Below are 18,140 nucleotides of genomic sequence, written 5' to 3' on the forward strand. Positions count from 1 at the left end.
GAGACAACCATGTACGCTCAACTCGTCGAAACCGGCGTCAAGCAGGTCAAGACCGCGGACCAGCTCGAAGGCCTGGAACAGACGTTCCAGCGGCGCATCGACGACGGCGTTCGCATCGAGGCCAAGGACTGGATGCCGGAGGCCTACCGCAAGACGCTCGTGCGCCAGATCTCGCAGCACGCGCACTCCGAAATCGTGGGCATGCTGCCCGAAGGCAACTGGATCACCCGCGCGCCGTCGCTCAAGCGCAAGGCCATCCTGCTGGCCAAGGTGCAGGACGAAGCAGGCCACGGGCTCTATCTGTACAGCGCCGCCGAAACCCTGGGCGTGTCCCGCGACGACTTGATCGACGATCTGCACGCCGGGCGCGCCAAGTACTCCAGCATCTTCAATTACCCCACGCTCAGCTGGGCCGACATCGGCATGATCGGCTGGCTGGTCGACGGCTCGGCCATCATCAACCAGATCCCGCTGTGCCGCTGTTCCTATGGCCCGTACGCGCGGGCCATGGTGCGCGTCTGTAAGGAAGAGTCCTTCCACCAGCGCCAGGGCTATGACCTGCTCATGCAGATGTGCCTGCACGGCACGCCCGAACAGAAGGCGATGGTCCAGGACTCGCTCAACCGCTGGTGGTGGCCGGCGCTGATGATGTTCGGCCCGTCGGACGCCGATTCGCCCAACAGCGCCCAGTCCATGGCCTGGAAGATCAAGCTCTTCTCCAACGACGAACTGCGCCAGAAGATGGTCGACCAGACCGTGCCCCAGGCCGAATATCTGGGCCTGACCATTCCCGATCCCGAGTTGAAGTGGAACGCCGAGCGCGGGCACTACGACTTCGGCGAAATCGACTGGAGCGAGTTCTACGCCGTGCTCAAGGGCAATGGTCCGTGCAACCGCGAGCGCCTCGCGGCGCGCGTCAAGGCGCACGAGGAAGGCGCCTGGGTGCGCGACGCGCTGGTCGCCCACGCCGATAAACAGTCCGCGCGGAAGGCGGCGTAGAGGAGAGGCCCCCCCCCGGAGCGCTGCGCGCTTCCCCCCCAGGGGGGCGCCGCAGCGGACCGGCGGAGCCCGGATCCGCGCGGCCCCGCTGGCCCTCGCTGGCGCGTCGGGGGATGACGATTTTTTGAGCGACTTCTAACTATTCATTTATTGCAGACCGGTCGCGCCCCGCGCGCCCGGCACTTGAGGAAATCCATCATGAGCAAAGACTGGCCTCTGTGGGAAGTCTTCATCCGCAGCCAGCACGGCCTGGCGCACAAGCATGTGGGCAGCCTGCACGCCCCGGACGCCGAAATGGCGATCAACCATGCCCGCGACGTCTACACGCGCCGCAATGAGGGCCTGAGCATCTGGGTTGTGCGCGCCTCCGATATCTCGGCCAGCAGCCCGGGCGACAAGGACCCGCTGTTCGAACCGGCCAACAGCAAGGTCTACCGGCATCCGACCTTCTTCCCGATGCCCGAAGAAATCAAGCACATGTAAGGCGGGCGGGGGAGACATGGACAAAGCACTCTTTGAATACCTGCTGCGCCTGGGCGATACGTCGCTCATCCTGTCGCAGCGCCTGGGCGAATGGACCGGCCACGGTCCCATCCTGGAAGAGGACCTGGCGCTGACCAACACCGCGCTGGACCTGCTGGGCCAGGCCCGCATGTGGCTGACGCTGGCCGGCGAGGTCGAGGGCGCCGGGCGCGACGAGGACGCGCTGGCCTATCTGCGCGACGCGCACGAGTTCCGCAACGTGCTGCTGGTCGAGCGCGACAACGGCAACTATGCCGACACCATGGCGCGGCAGTTCCTGTTCGACGTCTGGCATTACTTCCTGCTGCAGCGCCTGGAAAAATCCGCCGACGAGCGCATCGCCGCCATCGCGGCCAAGTCGCTCAAGGAAGTGACCTACCACGTGCGCCGTTCTTCCGACATGGTGGTGCGCCTGGGCGACGGCACGGCCGAGAGCCATGCCAAGATGCAGGCCGCCATCGACGACGCCTGGCGCTTCACGGGCGAGCTGTTCGCCGACGACGCCATCGACCTGGACATCGCCTCGCGCGGCATCGGCTGTGAATTGTCCGCGCTGCGCCAGCCCTGGCTCGCGCACGTGCGGGAAGTGCTGGAAGAAGCCACGCTGACCGTCCCCGACGAAGCCGCCGCGAATCATCTGGCGCACCGGGGCGGCCGCCAGGGTAGGCACACCGAGGCCCTGGGTTACGTGCTGGCCGAAATGCAGTACCTGCCTCGCGCCTATCCGGGAGCGACGTGGTGAACGCCCACGCGCCCATTGCCGCCGACCAGGTCTACGCCTGGCTGCAGGAGGTCCCCGATCCGGAGATTCCCGTGCTGTCCGTGGTGGACCTGGGCGTGGTGCGGGACGTCTCGTGGGACGGCGACGCCTGTGTGGTCGTGATCACGCCCACCTATTCGGGCTGCCCGGCCATGCGCGAAATCACCCAGGATATCCGCCAGACGCTGGAACGCCACGGCGTCGCCCAGGTCCGCGTGGAAACGCGCCTGGCGCCGGCCTGGACGACCGACTGGATGAGCGAGAAGGGCCGAGAGGCGCTCAAGGGCTACGGCATCGCCGCGCCCGCCGAACGCGCCATCGATATCTCCGGCATCAGCCGCCGTGCGGCCGGCCCGGCCATCGCGTGTCCGCGCTGCGGCTCGCGCGACACGCGCCTGGTCAGCAATTTTGGATCGACCTCGTGCAAGGCGCTGTACCGCTGCGTGTCCTGCCACGAGCCCTTCGATTATTTCAAGACTCACTAAAGCGTGGTTTCGAGATGAGCCAGAACCAATTCCATGCATTGAAGGTGGCGTCGGTCGCGCGCAATACGCGCGACGCCGTGGTCGTGACCTTCGACCTGCCCGAGGCGTTGGCGGATGAATTCGCCTTCCTGCCGGGCCAGTACCTGACGCTGCGCACGCAGCTCAACGGCGAAGAACTGCGCCGGTCGTATTCCATCTGTTCGGCGCCGCACGACAAGCTCTTGCGCGTGGCGATCAAGAAGGTCGACGAGGGCGCTTTTTCCAGTTGGGCCAACCACGAACTGCAGCCCGGCCAGACCCTCGAGGTGATGGCGCCCGCGGGCAATTTCACGGTGGATTTTTCGCCCGAGAACGCGCGCCATTACGTCGCCTTCGCCGTGGGCAGCGGCATCACCCCCGTGTTTTCCCTGGTCAAGACCGCCCTGTCCACCGAGCCGCGCAGCAAATTCACGCTGTTCTTCGGCAACCGCGCCTCGTCCGCGGTGCTGTTCCGCGAAGAAATCGAAGACCTGAAGAACCTCTACATGGACCGGTTTTCGCTGGTCTATGTCATGAGCCGCGAAACCCAGGACATCGAGCTCTTCAACGGCCGCCTGGACGGCGACAAGGTCGACCAGCTCATGTCGGCCTGGATGAGCCCGGAGGATATCGATTACGCTTTTGTCTGTGGTCCCCAGACCATGACAGAAAGCGTGGTCGAACGGCTGCAGGCCCGCGGCATCCCGAAGGCGAACATCAAGTTCGAACTCTTCGGCGCGCCCAAGGGCCCGCGCGCGTTGCGCACCGGCCAGGACGCGCGGCAGGCGCCCGGCAAGGGGCAGTGCGAGGTCACCGTGGTGCAGGACGGACATAGCCGCATGTTCGTCATCGACAAGAACAAAGACAGCGTGCTGGATTCCGCGCTGGCGCAGGGCATCGAACTGCCGTACTCGTGCAAGGGCGGGGTGTGTTCCACCTGCCGTTGCAAGGTGATCGAAGGCGAAGTGGACATGGATGCCAACTTCGCCCTCGAAGACTACGAAGTGGCGCGCGGATTCATCCTGAGCTGCCAGAGCTTCCCGGTCAGCGACCGGCTGGTCATCGACTTCGACCAGGAAACCTGACCCGGCGCGCGCCAGGCAAGCATTCAAATCTTATTGGAGAGACGAGCGTGTCCCAGAAATTCTTCGAACGCCACCAGCCCCTGCTGGAACAATCCCTGGCAGCCGCCGCGCTGCGCGGCTACTGGAGCCCGTTTGCCGAGTCGCCCAGCCCGCGCAACTATGGCGAGACCGCCAACGACGAAGGCCGCGCCGCCTTTGAAGCGCTCAAGGGCAAGCCTTTTCCGTTGAACCTGCATGACGCCGACGGCGTCGTGGGCGGCGAGAAGTCGCCCTATGGTTTCGACCTGGGCATCACGTACCCGCGTGTACCGGCCGACAAGCTGATCGCCGCGTCCAAGCGTGCGCTCGAAGACTGGCGCCGCGCCGGTCCGCGCGCCTGGGTCGGCGTGTCGCTGGAAATCCTGGCGCGCCTGAACAAGCTGAGCTTCCAGATCGCCTACGCGGTCCAGCACACCACCGGCCAGGGCTTCATGATGGCCTTCCAGGCGGGCGGCCCGCACGCGCAGGATCGCGGCTTTGAAGCCGTCACCTATGCGTGGCAGGAAATGTCGCGCATTCCGGGCATCGCCGTCTGGGAAAAGCCGCAGGGCAAGAACGATCCCATCCGCATGGAAAAGCATTTCACGATCGTGCCGCGCGGCGTCGCGCTGGTGATCGGCTGCTCGACCTTCCCCACCTGGAACGGCTATCCCGGCCTGTTTGCCAGCCTGGCGACGGGCAACACCGTCATCGTCAAACCGCATCCGGGCGCGATCCTGCCGCTGGCCATCACCGTAAAGGTGGCGCGCGAGGTGCTGCAGGAAGCGGGCTTTGATCCCGACGTGGTGCAACTGGCCGCGCACGAAGCGGGCGACGACACCGCGCAGAAACTGGCGCTGGACCCGGCCGTCAAGATCGTCGACTTCACCGGCAGCACCGCCAACGGCAACTGGCTCGAAGAGAATGCCCGCCAGGCCCAGGTCTACACCGAGAAGGCCGGCGTGAACCAGGTCATCATCGATTCGACCAACGACCTGAAGGGCGTGGCGCGCAACCTGGCGTTCTCGCTGGCCCTGTATTCGGGCCAGATGTGCACGGCGCCGCAGAACATCTACGTGCCCCGCGACGGCATCAACACGCCGGAAGGCCGTGTCAGCTTCGATGACGTGGCCGCCGCGCTGGGCGTGGCGCTGGAAAAGCTCGGCGCGGATGCCGCCAAGGCCGTCGAACTGACGGGCGCCATCCAGAACGACGGCATCGTCGAGCGCATTGAAAAAGCGCGCGCCCTCGGTCTGCCCGTCGTGGCGGACAGCAAGGCGCTGGCCCATCCCCAATTCGAGAACGCCCGCGTGCGCACGCCGCTGCTGCTGCGCACCGAGGCCGGCAATGCGGCCCTCGGCCAGGAATGGTTCGGCCCCATCGCCTTTGTCGTGGCCACCGATTCCACCGCCCACAGCATCCAGCTCGCGCGCGACAGCGTCATCCAGCATGGCGCGCTGTCCCTGTCCGCCTACACGACGGACGACCGCGTGGCCGAGCAGATCCAGGACGCCGCGGAAGTGTCGGGCGTGTCGCTCTCGCTCAACCTGACGGGCGCGGTGTTCGTCAACCAGACCGCCGCCTTCAGCGACTTCCACGGCACCGGCGCCAACCCGGCGGCCAATGCGGCGCTGTCGGACACGGCGTTCGTCTCGAACCGCTTCCGCGTGGTGCAAACCCGCCGTCACATCTAAGCCCGGGCGATCGCACATGAGCTATCAGGATATCCAATTCGACCTGTCCGGCGGCATCGCGCGTCTGACGCTGAACCGCCCGGACAAGCTGAACAGCTTCACGGCCAACATGCATGCCGAAGTGGCCGATGCGCTGACCCGCATCGAGACCGAAGGCGCGCGCGTGCTGGTGCTGACCGGGGCAGGGCGCGGCTTCTGCGCCGGCCAGGACCTGAGCGAGCGCAAGCCCGCGCCGGACGGCACGCCGCCCGACCTGGGCGAGACCGTCGACAAGTTCTACGCGCCGCTGGTGCGCCGGCTCAACGCCTTGCCCATGCCGGTGGTGGTGGGCGTGAACGGCGTGGCCGCGGGGGCGGGGGCCAATCTGGCCTTCGCGGGCGACATCGTCATCGCCAAGGCCTCGGCCAGCTTCATCCAGTCGTTCTGCCGCCTGGGCCTCATCCCCGACACGGGGGGCACGTTCGCGCTGCCCCGTCTGGTGGGCCGCGCCCGGGCCATGGGCCTGGCCATGCTGGGCGACAAGCTGAGCGCCAAGCAGGCCGAAGAGTGGGGCCTGATCTGGCAATGCGTGGCCGACGAGGAATTCGACGCCACGCTGGAGCGCCTGGCCACGCATTTCGCGGCCGCGCCCACCAAGGGCCTGGCCTTCACCAAGCGGGCCCTGCAGGCCAGCCTGGGCAATGACCTGTCCACGCAACTCGACCTGGAACGCGACATGATGCGCGAACTGGGCCGCAGCGCGGATTACGCGGAAGGCGTCGCCGCCTTCCTGGGCAAGCGTGAACCGCAATTCAAGGGGCAATGATGAGCGTGCACGTTCCCCCCGTTGAAGCGCCGTCCGATCCCCAGGAGCTGGCGCAGGCCGTGGGCTCGGTGATGTATGCCGGCGACGCGGCCTCGCAAGGCCTGGACATGAAGGTCGAGGAAATGGCCCCGGGCTATGCGCGGCTGACCATGCGCGTGCGGCCCGACATGCTGAACGGCCACAAGACCTGCCATGGCGGCTTCATCTTCGCCCTGGCCGACAGCGCGTTCGCGTTCTCCTGCAACTCCCGCAACGTCAGTACCGTGGCCTCGGGCTGCACGATCGATTATCTGGCGCCGGGATTCGAAGGCGACCTGCTGACCGCCGTGGCGCAAGAGCGATCGCTTGCCGGACGCACGGGCGTCTACGACGTCACCGTCACCAACCAGGACGGCCGCAACGTGGCCTTGTTCAGGGGCCGTTCCTATCGCATCAAAGGCCAGATCGTCGGGGTGCCCACGGACGCCTGACCACACAGCCGAACCAAAGAGCAGGACCCGGGCCGGAGCATGCGCCGCACGCGGCGCGCCGCCCGAGCCGGGGCGCAGAGAATTTCAGGAGAGACATCATCATGCCCAACACCATGAGCAAGCCGGGACTGGATCCCATCGAGCATGCCAGCCAGGACGAACTGCGGGCCTTGCAGCTCGAACGCTTGAAGTGGACCCTCAAGCACGCCTACGAAAACGTCCCGCACTACAAGAAGGCGTTCGACGAGGCTGGCGTGCATCCGGACGACCTGAAGCAGTTGTCCGATATTGCGAAGTTCCCGTTCACGACCAAGAAGGAACTGCGCGAAAACTATCCGTTCGGCATGTTCGCCGTGCCGCGCGAGCGCATTTCGCGCATTCACGCGTCCAGCGGCACGACGGGCAAGCCGACCGTGGTGGGCTACACCAAGGGCGACTTGGACAACTGGGCCAACCTGGTGGCGCGCTCCATCCGTGCGGCGGGCGGCAAGCCCGGCGACACGGTGCACGTGGCCTATGGCTACGGCCTCTTCACGGGCGGCCTGGGCGCGCATTACGGGGCCGAGCGCCTGGGGTGCACGGTCATTCCGATGTCGGGCGGACAGACGGAAAAACAGGTTCAGCTGATCAGCGATTTCCGGCCGGACATCATCATGGTCACGCCGTCCTACTTCTGCAACATTCTGGAGGAGCAGCGCCGCCAGGGCATTGATCCGCGTCAAAGTTCGCTGCGCATCGGCATTTTCGGCGCCGAGCCCTGGACGGGCCAGATGCGCGCCGACATCGAGGCCGAAGCCGGCATCGACGCCGTCGACATCTATGGCCTGTCCGAAGTGATGGGCCCGGGCGTGGCGAGTGAATGCGTCGAGACCAAGGACGGCCCGGTGGTGTGGGAGGATCACTTCTACGCAGAGATCATCAACCCGGATACCGGCGAACCCGTGGCCGACGGCGAACCCGGCGAGCTGGTCTTCACGTCGCTGACCAAGGAAGCGATGCCCATCGTGCGCTACCGCACGCGCGACCTGACCCGCCTGCTGCCGCCCACCGCGCGCAGCATGCGCCGCATCGGCAAGATCACCGGCCGCAGCGACGACATGCTGATCGTGCGCGGCGTGAACATGTTCCCCACGCAGGTCGAAGAGCTGGTCCTGAAGATCGCGCAGTTGGCGCCGCACTACCAGTTGGTGCTGTCCCGCACGGGCAACATGGACGAGCTGGAGATCCTGACCGAAGTGCGCGCGGAGTTCTCGGGCCTGTCCGATGCCGAACGCGCCAACCTGGGCAAGCAGTTGCAGCACGCGGTCAAGACGCACATCGGCGTCAGCGCGCGTATCCAGGTGTCGGATGCGGGCCATGTCGAGCGCACGCTGACCGGCAAGGCGCGCCGTGTGATCGACAAGCGGCCGAAGTCCTGAAGCCCCACGCGCGACGTGCGCGGCGCGTAAAAAAGGCAGCCTGCGGGCTGCCTTTTGTTTGTTTCACGCGCCGCTAGCGCCCCACCGTCCGCAGGATGCGCCGGTACCAGTAATGGAGCAGGGCGGCCGACAGCGCCAGGCCAAGCATGGCCATCAGCCACATGCTGCCCGCGCCCTGCGGCGAGCCCGGCACGAGCAGGTCGCGTAATCCGTCCAGGCCGCCTTTGCCGGGACCAAAGCCGAACCACCAGCCGCCGACCAGGCCCACGCCGGCCAGCGCGACCGTCTGCAGGATCAGCGGCACCACGGCGATCTTGTAGGCGCGCAGCAGGTACGAATTGATGCACTGCATGCAGTCGAACAGATGGAACAGCGGCAGGACGGCCAGCAGCGTGGTCGCCACCGCGGCGACCGCGGCGTCATCCGTGTAGGCCGCCAGGATCAGCGGACGGCCGGCCAGCAGCACCGCCGCCGTCAGCAGCGCGCCCATCAGGCCCAACGCCAGTCCCGCCATGCCGGTGCGGTGGGCGCGCGCGTAGTCGCCCGCGCCAATGGCCTGCGCCGTCAGCGACGCGGTGGCCACGCCCAGCGCCATCGGCATCATGTAGCAGAGGGCCGCCAGGTTCGACATGATCTGGTGTCCCCCGGTCACAAAGGTGCCCTCGCGCGCGACCAGCAGTGCCATGAACGTGAACGCCGACACCTCCACGAGGTACGAACCGCCCATGGGAATGCCCAGGCGCAGCAGCTCTTTCAGCGCCTGCCAGTCGGGCTTGCCGATGCGAAGCTGGAAGCGCCGGTAGTAGCGGTCATGCGTGATGACCCACAGCCCCAGCCCCAGGCTCATCCATGACACGACGGCGGTCGCCAGGCCCGCGCCGGCCGCGCCCATCGCGGGCAGGCCCAGCTTGCCGTAGATGAAGATCCAGTTGAACAGCGCCTTGAAGCCGATGATCGACAGGTTGATGGCCATGACGAGCTTGGGCCGCGACACGGCGGTGCCCAGCGCGTAGATGGTGCGGAACACCAGCGCGGCGGGCAGGGCCACCACCAGCGCCTGGAGGTAGGACGCGATGCGGTCGCGCACGGCCGGGGCGACGTCCCCGGACATGAAAAGCCACATGTCCGGAAACAGCATCAACACCGCGCCCACGAGCGACAGTCCCAGCGCCAGCCACACGCCCTGGCCCCAGCTCTTGCCGACTTCGAGGTTGTTGCCGGCGCCGAACTGCTGCGCCAGGATCGGAATGAGGGCATGCACCACGCCCATCAGGCCTACGAAGATGGTGATGTAGATAGAGGCGGACAGCGCCATCGCCGCCAGGTCGTCCGGGCTGGAGTGGCCGGTCATGGCGGTATCCAGCACGCCGAACGAAATGCCGGCCCACTGGCTGATCAGCACGGGCCAGGCTTGCTTGGTGATGCCGCGCAGGGTGGCGCCGAAACTCGTCGGCGCCGGGGAAGCTGCCATCATGGCTTGGGGCTGGTGCGCAACAGGCGGAAGACTTCGGAACGGTCGGCGCGGCGGCCGCCCTGCCACAGGACCTGCACCCCTTCGCTGTAGGCGGCGGTGCCGTCGCGCAGGCTCTGGTTGGTGGTCTGTTGCAGGACCAGCGTGCAACGCGTGTCGAACGGGAACGACAGGTTGTTGAAGATGAGGAACGACGCGCGCTGGCCGCTACCCAAACTCAGGCCGCGGACGCACTCGCCGGGACGCTTGTGCTGCGCGATCGCCTGGGCCAGCTGGCCCGACATGGTGCGATAGCTGCGGGCGTAGTCGACCGCGGGCTGCCACAGCAGAACCAGCAGGATCCAGGTCACGGTCAGCCCGCCGGCGGACAGCACCGTGCCGCGCCAGAGCGCCTGGGGGCGCACGCGCAGGCGCCACACGACCAGGGCAATCCAGGCCAGCGTGAAAACGACGGCCAGGGCAAAGGCCACCCAGGAGATGACGGGCTCGTAGCCGGTAGTCTGGCGGCCGATGTTGCGGGAGATCTGCGCGGGCCACTGGAAGTGCAGGGCTACCCAGCCGAGCCATGCTGTGGCGGCGGTCAGCGAAAAGCACATGACGGCGAACCAGTCCAGCGTGTTCACGACGCCGCGGCGCAGGGTCGGCAGCGAGAACGCGCCCAGCACGGCGCATGGCACGGCCAACAGCACGAATTCGGAGTCCGAGGCTTCATCCAGGAAAAAGAGGATCAGTGCCGAGCAGCTCAGCAGCATCAAGGGCAGCCAGATGTGCGGGGCGTAGATCCATGCGCGCCAGCGCCAGATGGCCAGCAGCGCCAGCGGCCAGGTCGGCCACAGATACCAGGGAAGGTCGCGCAGCGTGCGCCCCGCATCGTGCAGGGTGGGCATGGCGAACGAGGACAGATTCCAGGCCTTCCAGTTGCGGACCCAGTATTCGCTGCCCTGGGTCGCGGGAATCCACCAGGCCAGGATCAGGCCGGCGGCCAGGACGGCGGCCCAGAGCATCCAGCGCTTGCATTTCCATAGCTGGCTGCGGGGGTAGAAGGCAAGCGCGGCGCCGGCCATGATGGGCAGGGCGCCCACCCAGCCGCGCGTCAGGAAGCTGGCGGCCAGCGCGATGCCCAACGTGGTGGCGCCCGTGACGGGCCGGTCCACCGTGCGCGCCAGCGAGTAGAAAGCCAATGCCTGGCAGGCCATGATCGCGGGCACGACCGTCGTTTCATGCGTGCGCTGCAGGATGCCGACCGTGGCGAGCAGCAGCAGAAGGGCGGCATCGGCCAGCATGCGGCCGTAGTCGCGCGGTTCAGGCTCGCCGCCGAAGGGCAGCGCGAGCGGCTGGGCTTCGGCGCGGCGGCCCAGCAGGTAGGTGCCGTACCACACGCTGGACGCCGTGATGCCGAACCACAGCAGATTGGGCAGCCGCCCCGCCGTGATGTCGCCGATGAAGGGGCCGAACAGCCAGATACTGATCGCGCCCACCCACGTGATCAGCGGTCCTTCCTCGGCGTGGGCCAGATGCCCCACCTGCGGCAGCAGCCAGGTCAGGCCGCCTTCGCGGATGGCGGTGATCATGGTCGCCAGTCCGACGGCGTCGTCGGTTTTCCACGGGTCGCGCATGAACAGCCCGGCCACGATATAGGCCAGGGACAGCCCCAGCAGGATGAGGCGGGGCAGTTTTGCGGTGGCCACCGACGTCAGCCGGGCCGGGGTGGAAATGGAAAGTGGGGACACGGGCGTTAATGTAACCGAGTGGTCGGAATGCGCCACCCCCTCGCGGGGAAAAAACGACTGCCGAGGAGGGAAAAAAAAGCAGCCCGAAGGCTGCCTTTTTGCTGTGACTCCCGCAGGAGCGACAGGATCAGGAAGCGGACTTGACCGTGCCAGCCGTGCGGGCGAAACGGGCGCGGAACTTTTCCACGCGGCCGGTTTCGACGATGCGGGTCTGGGCGCCCGTGTAGAACGGGTGCGATTCGGAGGTCACGTCGCACTTGAAGAGCGGGTACGTCTTGCCATCGAGTTCGATGGATTCGCGAGTCTGGACGGTCGAACGGGTGATGAACTTGCTGCCCGTTTGCAGGTCGGCGAAGACGACTTCGCGGTATTCGGGGTGAATGCCTTCTTTCATGGTGCTTTCCTAGGGCTCGATCGAGCCTCTTTCAGGTTGTTAGGGTCGCCAGCCAAGCTGCCAGGGATCGCCGCCAGGGGGTGGGGCGAAAGGCGCTAGCCACGTATCCAAAAAGTAACCCCGCATTCTAGCATGCGATCAAGCCGTCAGGCCAGCCGGAAATCGGCCCCCGGGCCGCGAGGCAGCCCGGGTTTTACAGCGGGACGGGATTCAGAGATCCGTGCGCAGCTTCCAGATTTCCGGGAAAAGCACCACTTCCAGCATGCGCCGCAGGTAATCCACCCCCGACGTGCCGCCCGTGCCGCGCTTGAAGCCGATGACCCGTTCGACCGTCGTGACGTGGCGGAAGCGCCACAGTCGGAAGGCGTCCTCCAGGTCGGTGAGCTTTTCGCCCAGCTGGTAGAGCTCCCAGTAGCGGTCCGTGTCGCGGTAGACCGTCAGCCAGGCGGCTTCGACGGCGGCCGAGGACGAGTAGGGCAGCGTCCAGTCGCGCTCCAGGTGGTCGGCGGGGATGTCCAGGCCATGGCGGGCCAGCAGGCGCAGCGCCTCGTCATACAGCGACGGGGCCTCGTAGGCGCTCTGCACCTGGGCCAGCAGGTCGGCGCGGTGCGAGTGGGGCTTGAGCATGGCTGCGTTCTTGTTGCCCAGCAGGAATTCGATCTGGCGGTACTGATAGCTCTGGAACCCGCTCGAGCGCGCCAGGTACGGCCGCAGCGCGGAGTATTCGGGCGGGGTCATGGTCGCCAGCACGTCCCAGGCGTGCACGAGCTGCTCCATGATCTTGCTGACGCGCGCCAGCATCTTGAAGGCGGGCTGCAGGCGGTCGGCCGCCACGCTGGCGATCGCCGCGCGCAGTTCATGCAACATCAGCTTCATCCAGAGTTCGCTGGTCTGGTGCTGGATGATGAATAGCATTTCGTTGTGCTCGGGCGACAGCGGGTGCTGGGCGCCGAGCAGTTCGTCCAGGTGCAGGTAGTCGCCGTAGGTCATGTCGCGCGTGAAGTCGAGCTGCGCTTTTTCCTGGCGGACGATGTCTTCGGGGCGTTCGGACTGGCTCATGCGCGGTCTCCCAGGCAGGGCGGGGCGGCGCGGCGGGCGGAGGCAGGCAGGGCGCGCCAATGGGGCGCAATGGAGTATTCCATGGTCGTTTCTCTAAGCGGGGGCGGCCGAAACGGGTCGGCCGCGCCCGGGCCGGCGAAACAGCCTACAGTTCGCGCAGGACCGCGCGGACCGGGCTGGCATCGGCCTGGACCAGCGCCAACGGCAAGGCGATCAACTCGTAATCGCCTTCGGGCACGTCGTCGAGCACCAGGTTCTCCAGTACCCGCATGTCGTGCCGCAAGATCGTATGGTGGCTGTCCAGGGTCTTGCTGGAAGCGGGGTCGATGCTGGCGGTATCCAGACCGATCAGCATGACGCCGCGTTCAGCCAGCCATTCGATCGTCTGCGGCGCGTAGGCGGAGAAGTCGTCCGTCCACCATTCCTGCGCGGCATGCTTGGCGGTGCGCACCAGGACGCGAGGCGGCAGGTTCGCCGCCGCGTGGGCCAGGTGTTCGGGCGTGATGAGCGGGCCGCAGTCGATCGCGTGGATGACGCGACAGGGGCCGAGAAAGGGTTCCAGCGAGACCGCGCCGATGGCCGCGGCGCCGTTTTCGTAGTGCAGCGGGGCGTCGGCATGCGCGCCGATGTGGGGCGACAGCGTAATCTCGCTCACATTGACCGGACAGCCGGGCGCGAGCGACCACTTCCATTGCTGGCGGTACGGCGTGTCGCCCGGAAAGACGGGCGAAGCCGTCGAGACGGGCGGGGAAATGTCCCACAGGCGTTTCATGGCGGGCAAAGCGGGGTCGCGAGGGCCGGAATTAGGTTAAGCCTAAAGCAATATTGGCCGGTAGTCTAACGGAATTCTGGCGCCTGCCGCCGTCAGAGGCAGCCCAGCTCGGCGAGCGACACGGCCGTGCCGCCGGCCACGATCAGGTGATCCACCAGCCGGATGTCCACCAGCGCCAGCGCTTCCTTCAGGTGCCGGGTGAAGCCGTGGTCGGCGGCGCTGGGCGCCGCCACGCCGGACGGATGGTTGTGGGCGACGATCAGGGCGGCCGCGTGGTGGCGCAAGGCCTCGCGCACGACCTCCCGGGGATAGACGGCGGCCTGCGACAGGGTGCCGCGCGCCAGTTCGCCGGTGGCGATCAGGCGCAACTGCGCGTCCAGGTAGAGCGCGATGCAGTATTCCACCTGGCGATGCGCCAGGGCCGCCTTGCAATATTGTTTCACCCGGGCGGGATGGTTCATCGGGCTTTCCCGCGTGAGGTCCTCTTCGAGGGCCCGGCGGGCCAGTTCCAGCAGGGCGGCCAGGGTGCAGGCCTTGGCCGCCCCCAGCCCGGTGACGGTCATCAGCTCTTCGGGCGGCGTGCCGAGCAGGCCGCGCAGGCCCCCGAACCGGTCCAGCAACTGGCGGCACAGATCGACCACATTCAGGCCCGGCACCCCCGTGCGCAGGGCGATGGCCAGCAGTTCCGCGTCCTGGATCGAGGCCGGCCCGTGGCGCATGAGGCGCTCTCGGGGACGCTCTTGTTTCGACAGCCGGGCGGACAATTTCATAAGAGGCTCTAAAATCAGGGTTTACTCAAATTCCATACGGTGGCAGATCGTGAGCATCGCCTCTAATGAAGTGAACGTTTTGGTCCGTCCGGATTCCTACCTGACGCTGCATTACCGGATCACGCTGGCCTCCGGCCCCGGCGAAGGTTCGGTGTTTGCCGACACCTTCGACGGCCGGCCCGGCACGCTGCAGATGGGCGGCGGCCAGTGGGCGCCCGGCCTGGAAGCGGCCTTGGTGGGCCGGGCGGAAGGCGAGAAGTTCAGCGTCACCATCGCGCCGGCCGACGCCTATGGCGACCGCAATCCCGAACTCATCCAGCGCGTGACGCGCGCCATGCTCGCCGAACACGCGGGCGCGGACGCCACGTTCGAACCCGGCGACCTGGTGGAATTCACCGCGCCCAATGGCGGACGCTATTCGGGCGTCCTCAAGGAAATCAACGACGACTCCGCGCTGTTCGATTTCAACCACCCGCTGGCGGGCATCAGCCTGAAGGTGGATGTGGCGCTGCTGGGGGTTCTTTGATGAGCCAGGTCGTCACCGCGTCCGACGCCGAAGTCCTGTTGGCGCAACCGCGCGGCTTCTGTGCCGGCGTGGATCGCGCCATCGACATCGTCGAGCGGGCCATCGAACTGCACGGCGCGCCCATCTACGTGCGCCACGAGATCGTCCACAACCGCTATGTCGTGGAAGACCTGCGCGCCAAGGGCGCCATCTTCATCGACGAGCTCGAGGACGCGCCGGCGGGCGCCATCGTGGTGTTTTCGGCGCACGGCGTGTCCAAGGCCGTGCGCGCCGAAGCGGAGTCGCGCGGCCTGCAGGTGTTCGACGCCACCTGCCCCCTGGTCACCAAGGTGCATATCGAAGTCGCGCGCATGCGCGCCGCCGGCCGCGAGATCATCATGATCGGCCACAAGGGGCATCCCGAGGTCGAGGGCACCCTGGGCCAGGCGCAGGGCGGCATGTACCTCGTTGAAACCGTCGACGACGTGGCCAGCCTTGCGGTTACGGATCCCGAAAATCTGGCCTACGTGACGCAGACCACGCTGTCCGTGGACGACGCGGCCGCGGTGGCGCAGGCGCTCAAGGCGCGGTTTCCCAGCATCGCCGAACCCAAGAAAAGCGACATCTGCTATGCCACGCAGAACCGTCAGGACGCGGTCAAGGTCATGGCGCCCGAATGTGATCTGGTGCTGGTCGTGGGCAGTCCGAACAGCTCGAACTCCAATCGCCTGCGCGAAGTCGCCGAGCGCAAGGGCGTGGCGTCGTATCTCATCGATGGCGCGGACTCGATCGATCCGGCCTGGCTGGCCGGCCGCAAGCGCATCGGCGTGACCGCCGGCGCCTCCGCGCCCGAGGTCCTGGTGCAGCAGGTGATCTCGCGCGTCAAGGAACTGGGCGCCGTCTCGGTGCGCAAGATGCCCGGGCTCGAAGAGAACGTGGCGTTCCCGCTGCCCAAGGGCCTGTCGCGCAAGGCGGCCAAGACCGAATCGCTGGAATGAACAAGCGCCGCCCGTTGGGGCGGCGCCAGAAAAACTCCGAGGAGACTCCATGCAGCTTTACAGCTACTTCCGCAGCTCGGCCGCGTACCGGGTGCGCATTGCCCTGAATCTCAAGGGCCTGCCGTACGACTATGTGCCGGTGCATCTGCTGAAGGACGGCGGCCAGCAACTCTCCGTCGACTACCGCAAGGTGAACCCGACTGCGCTGGTGCCCACCCTGGTCGATGGCGATGCGGTGATCGGCCAATCGCTGGCGATCATCGAATACCTGGAAGAAACGCATCCCGAGACGCCGCTGCTGCCGGCCGACGCCATCGGCCGCGCGCGGGTGCGCGACCTGGCGCTGGGCATTGCCTGCGACACGCATCCGCTGAACAACCTGCGCGTGCTGAAGTATCTGAAGCACACGCTGGGCGTGGACGAAGCCGCCAAGACCGCCTGGTACAAGCACTGGGTGCATCAGGGGCTCGAGGCCCTGGAGGCCCAGTTGGCAAACTCCAGCGCCACCGGCAAGTTCTGCCATGGCGACACGCCCACCATCGCCGACCTGTGCCTGGTGCCGCAAGTGGCCAATGCGCAGCGTTTTGAGTGCGACCTTTCGGCCATGCCCAATGTGCTGCGCATCGATGCGGCGTGCCGGGCCCTGCCGGCGTTCGAAGCGGCCGCGCCGGGCAAGCAGCCCGACGCGGAGTGAGCCGAAGGGCGGATCAGCCGACCTGCACCGGCACGAAGATCTTGTCTTCGCCGCGCTGCACCAGCAGGGCAACGGTCTTGCCCGCCTTCGACAGTTCGGCCTTGACCTGGCCGATGTTGTGCACCGGTACGCCATTGAGCGACAGCAGCACGTCGCCGGGCTGAATGCCGGCCTTGGCGGCGGGGCCGACCGACCGCTCGATCAGCAGTCCTTCCGAGCCGGACGCCTGCTGTTCCTGCGGGCTCAGGGGGCGCAGCGCCAGGCCGAGCTGGCCGCGTTGCACTTCCTGGCCGTCCGCCGACGCTTCCGACTTGTCCTTGGGCATTCCGCCCAGCGTGGCGACGAGCTCCTTCTGTCCGCCATTGCGCCACACGTCCAGCTTGATCTTCTCGCCGGGGACGGCCATGGTGATGGTCGAAGCCAGGTCGCCCGATGACACGATGGTCTTGCCGTCGATCTTGCGCACCACGTCGCCCGGCTGCAAGCCGGCCTTGGCGGCCGCGCTGCCCTTCTCGACGCTGGACACCAGCGCGCCCGACGGCGAATCCAGCTTGAACGAATCGGCCAGGTCCTGGTTCACTTCCTGCACCGTCACGCCCAGGCGGGCATGCTGCACCTTGCCGTGCTCCAGGATCTGGTCCTTGATCTTGTAGGCCAGGTCGATGGGGATCGAGAACGACAGGCCCTGGAAGCCGCCGGTGCGGCTGTAGATCTGCGAGTTGATGCCCACCACTTCGCCGCGGTCATTGAACAGCGGACCGCCCGAGTTGCCGGGGTTCACGGCCACGTCGGTCTGGATGAAGGGGACGGAGGTGTCGTCCGGCAGCGAGCGGCCCTTGGCGCTGACGATGCCCGCGGTGGCCGTGTTTTCCAGGCCGTAGGGCGAGCCGATGGCCAGGACCCATTCGCCCACCTGCAGCCGGTTGACGTCGCCCACCTTGACCACCGGCAGGTTCTTCGCCTCGATCTTGATCACGGCGACGTCGGTCTGCGGATCGGCGCCCAGGACCTTGGCCTTGTACTCGCGGCGGTCGGTCATCTTCACGGTCACTTCCTTGGCGTCCTGGACCACGTGCGCATTGGTCAGAATGATGCCGTCCGGGCTGACGATAAAGCCCGAACCTTCGCCGCGCATGGGCACTTCACGGGCCGGCGCGCGGCCTTGGTAACCGGGGATCTGCCCGAAGAATTGCGCGAACGGATCGTCGCTGTCCTCGGCGGACACCTTGCGCGTGCCGCTCACGCTGATGTTGACGACGGCCGGGCCGAAATCGCGCGTGATCTGCGCGAAGTTGGGCGGCACGGAGGCGCTGATCGGCTGGGAAACAGCGGCGGGGGCGTCGGCGGCCATCGAGACGCCGCCGGTCAGGGCGGTTGCGCCTGCGCCGCCAATGGCGCCGGCGGCCAGCAGCGCCAGGACGAGGCGCGAGGGTTTGATTTGCGTGGTCTTCATGTCGGCTCCTGCGATCATGT

General features: G+C 66.9%; 19 protein-coding genes. 12 read left to right on the forward strand and 7 right to left on the reverse strand.

The features are described 5' to 3' along the window. The first annotated feature begins 9 nt into the window (after positions 1-9). From paaA to paaK, 9 genes are all read left to right on the forward strand, one after another. The gene (paaA, locus tag BXA00_RS16885) at positions 10-999 is read left to right on the forward strand and encodes a 1,2-phenylacetyl-CoA epoxidase subunit PaaA (RefSeq protein WP_076519614.1); all 990 of its coding nucleotides are present in this window, start codon (positions 10-12) and stop codon (positions 997-999) included. 198 nt (positions 1,000-1,197) lie between these two features. Continuing rightward, on the forward strand, positions 1,198-1,482 hold the full coding sequence (gene paaB, locus BXA00_RS16890) for a 1,2-phenylacetyl-CoA epoxidase subunit PaaB (RefSeq protein ID WP_006388300.1): 285 nt from the start codon (positions 1,198-1,200) through the stop codon (positions 1,480-1,482). A 16-nt stretch (positions 1,483-1,498) separates the two neighbouring features. Further along, on the forward strand, positions 1,499-2,263 hold the full coding sequence (gene paaC / locus BXA00_RS16895) for a 1,2-phenylacetyl-CoA epoxidase subunit PaaC (protein ID WP_076519616.1): 765 nt from the start codon (positions 1,499-1,501) through the stop codon (positions 2,261-2,263). Further along, positions 2,260-2,766 (forward strand): 1,2-phenylacetyl-CoA epoxidase subunit PaaD, encoded by a 507-nt coding sequence (gene paaD / locus BXA00_RS16900; RefSeq protein ID WP_076519617.1) that lies wholly within the window; start codon positions 2,260-2,262, stop codon positions 2,764-2,766. Before paaC ends, paaD begins: the two co-directional genes overlap by 4 nt. 14 nt (positions 2,767-2,780) lie before the next feature. Further along, positions 2,781-3,869 carry a 1,2-phenylacetyl-CoA epoxidase subunit PaaE gene (gene paaE / locus BXA00_RS16905; protein WP_076519619.1) on the forward strand — a complete coding sequence of 363 codons (1,089 nt, stop codon included), beginning with the start codon at positions 2,781-2,783 and terminating at the stop codon, positions 3,867-3,869. A gap of 47 nt (positions 3,870-3,916) precedes the next feature. Further along, on the forward strand, positions 3,917-5,581 hold the full coding sequence (gene paaN, locus BXA00_RS16910; RefSeq protein ID WP_076519621.1) for a phenylacetic acid degradation protein PaaN: 1,665 nt from the start codon (positions 3,917-3,919) through the stop codon (positions 5,579-5,581). A gap of 16 nt (positions 5,582-5,597) precedes the next feature. Further along, on the forward strand, positions 5,598-6,386 hold the full coding sequence (gene paaG, locus BXA00_RS16915) for a 2-(1,2-epoxy-1,2-dihydrophenyl)acetyl-CoA isomerase PaaG (protein ID WP_076519623.1): 789 nt from the start codon (positions 5,598-5,600) through the stop codon (positions 6,384-6,386). Further along, positions 6,386-6,856, forward strand: coding sequence for a hydroxyphenylacetyl-CoA thioesterase PaaI (gene paaI, locus BXA00_RS16920; protein ID WP_076519624.1), 471 nt, complete (start codon positions 6,386-6,388; stop codon positions 6,854-6,856). Before paaG ends, paaI begins: the two co-directional genes overlap by 1 nt. 101 nt (positions 6,857-6,957) lie before the next feature. Beyond that, positions 6,958-8,274 (forward strand): phenylacetate--CoA ligase PaaK, encoded by a 1,317-nt coding sequence (gene paaK, locus BXA00_RS16925; RefSeq protein WP_076519626.1) that lies wholly within the window; start codon positions 6,958-6,960, stop codon positions 8,272-8,274. Positions 8,275-8,347: 73 nt separating this feature from the next. Here paaK and BXA00_RS16930 read toward each other — a convergent pair whose 3' ends face one another. The 6 genes from BXA00_RS16930 to radC form a co-directional block, all read right to left on the reverse strand. Beyond that, positions 8,348-9,748, reverse strand: a complete 1,401-nt coding sequence (locus BXA00_RS16930) for an MATE family efflux transporter (RefSeq protein WP_076519628.1) — start codon at positions 9,746-9,748, stop codon at positions 8,348-8,350. After that, positions 9,745-11,475, reverse strand: a complete 1,731-nt coding sequence (locus BXA00_RS16935; RefSeq protein WP_076519630.1) for a glycosyltransferase family 39 protein — start codon at positions 11,473-11,475, stop codon at positions 9,745-9,747. The genes BXA00_RS16930 and BXA00_RS16935 overlap by 4 nt, the downstream gene beginning before the upstream one ends. A 127-nt stretch (positions 11,476-11,602) precedes the next feature. Beyond that, positions 11,603-11,869: a type B 50S ribosomal protein L31 gene (locus tag BXA00_RS16940; protein WP_076519632.1), complete on the reverse strand. Its 267-nt coding sequence runs from the start codon at positions 11,867-11,869 to the stop codon at positions 11,603-11,605. Positions 11,870-12,079: 210 nt separating this feature from the next. Next, complete coding sequence (kynA, locus tag BXA00_RS16945) at positions 12,080-12,928, reverse strand: tryptophan 2,3-dioxygenase (protein WP_076519634.1); 849 nt, start codon at positions 12,926-12,928, stop codon at positions 12,080-12,082. Between the two features lie 145 nt (positions 12,929-13,073). After that, on the reverse strand, positions 13,074-13,700 hold the full coding sequence (kynB, locus tag BXA00_RS16950) for an arylformamidase (RefSeq protein WP_076521980.1): 627 nt from the start codon (positions 13,698-13,700) through the stop codon (positions 13,074-13,076). Positions 13,701-13,792: 92 nt separating this feature from the next. Beyond that, complete coding sequence (radC, locus tag BXA00_RS16955; protein ID WP_076519635.1) at positions 13,793-14,470, reverse strand: DNA repair protein RadC; 678 nt, start codon at positions 14,468-14,470, stop codon at positions 13,793-13,795. 49 nt (positions 14,471-14,519) lie between these two features. Here radC and BXA00_RS16960 point away from each other — a divergent pair, with 49 nt between their 5' ends. Genes BXA00_RS16960 through maiA form a run of 3 tightly spaced genes read left to right on the forward strand, consistent with a single transcriptional unit; the run spans position 14,520 to position 16,667 of the window. After that, positions 14,520-14,996: a peptidylprolyl isomerase gene (locus tag BXA00_RS16960; RefSeq protein WP_092578030.1), complete on the forward strand. Its 477-nt coding sequence runs from the start codon at positions 14,520-14,522 to the stop codon at positions 14,994-14,996. Next, positions 14,996-15,973, forward strand: a complete 978-nt coding sequence (gene ispH / locus BXA00_RS16965) for a 4-hydroxy-3-methylbut-2-enyl diphosphate reductase (RefSeq protein ID WP_076519640.1) — start codon at positions 14,996-14,998, stop codon at positions 15,971-15,973. Before BXA00_RS16960 ends, ispH begins: the two co-directional genes overlap by 1 nt. Positions 15,974-16,022: 49 nt before the next feature. Then, positions 16,023-16,667, forward strand: a complete 645-nt coding sequence (gene maiA, locus BXA00_RS16970; protein WP_076519642.1) for a maleylacetoacetate isomerase — start codon at positions 16,023-16,025, stop codon at positions 16,665-16,667. Positions 16,668-16,680: 13 nt separating this feature from the next. On the opposite strand, the gene BXA00_RS16975 is transcribed toward maiA, so the two are convergent. After that, the gene (locus BXA00_RS16975; RefSeq protein WP_076519644.1) at positions 16,681-18,120 is read right to left on the reverse strand and encodes a DegQ family serine endoprotease; all 1,440 of its coding nucleotides are present in this window, start codon (positions 18,118-18,120) and stop codon (positions 16,681-16,683) included. Between the last annotated feature and the right edge of the window lie 20 nt (positions 18,121-18,140).

It is taken from the genome of Achromobacter sp. MFA1 R4 (genome assembly GCF_900156745.1).
In the GTDB taxonomy this organism is placed as follows: Bacteria; Pseudomonadota; Gammaproteobacteria; order Burkholderiales; family Burkholderiaceae_B; genus Achromobacter.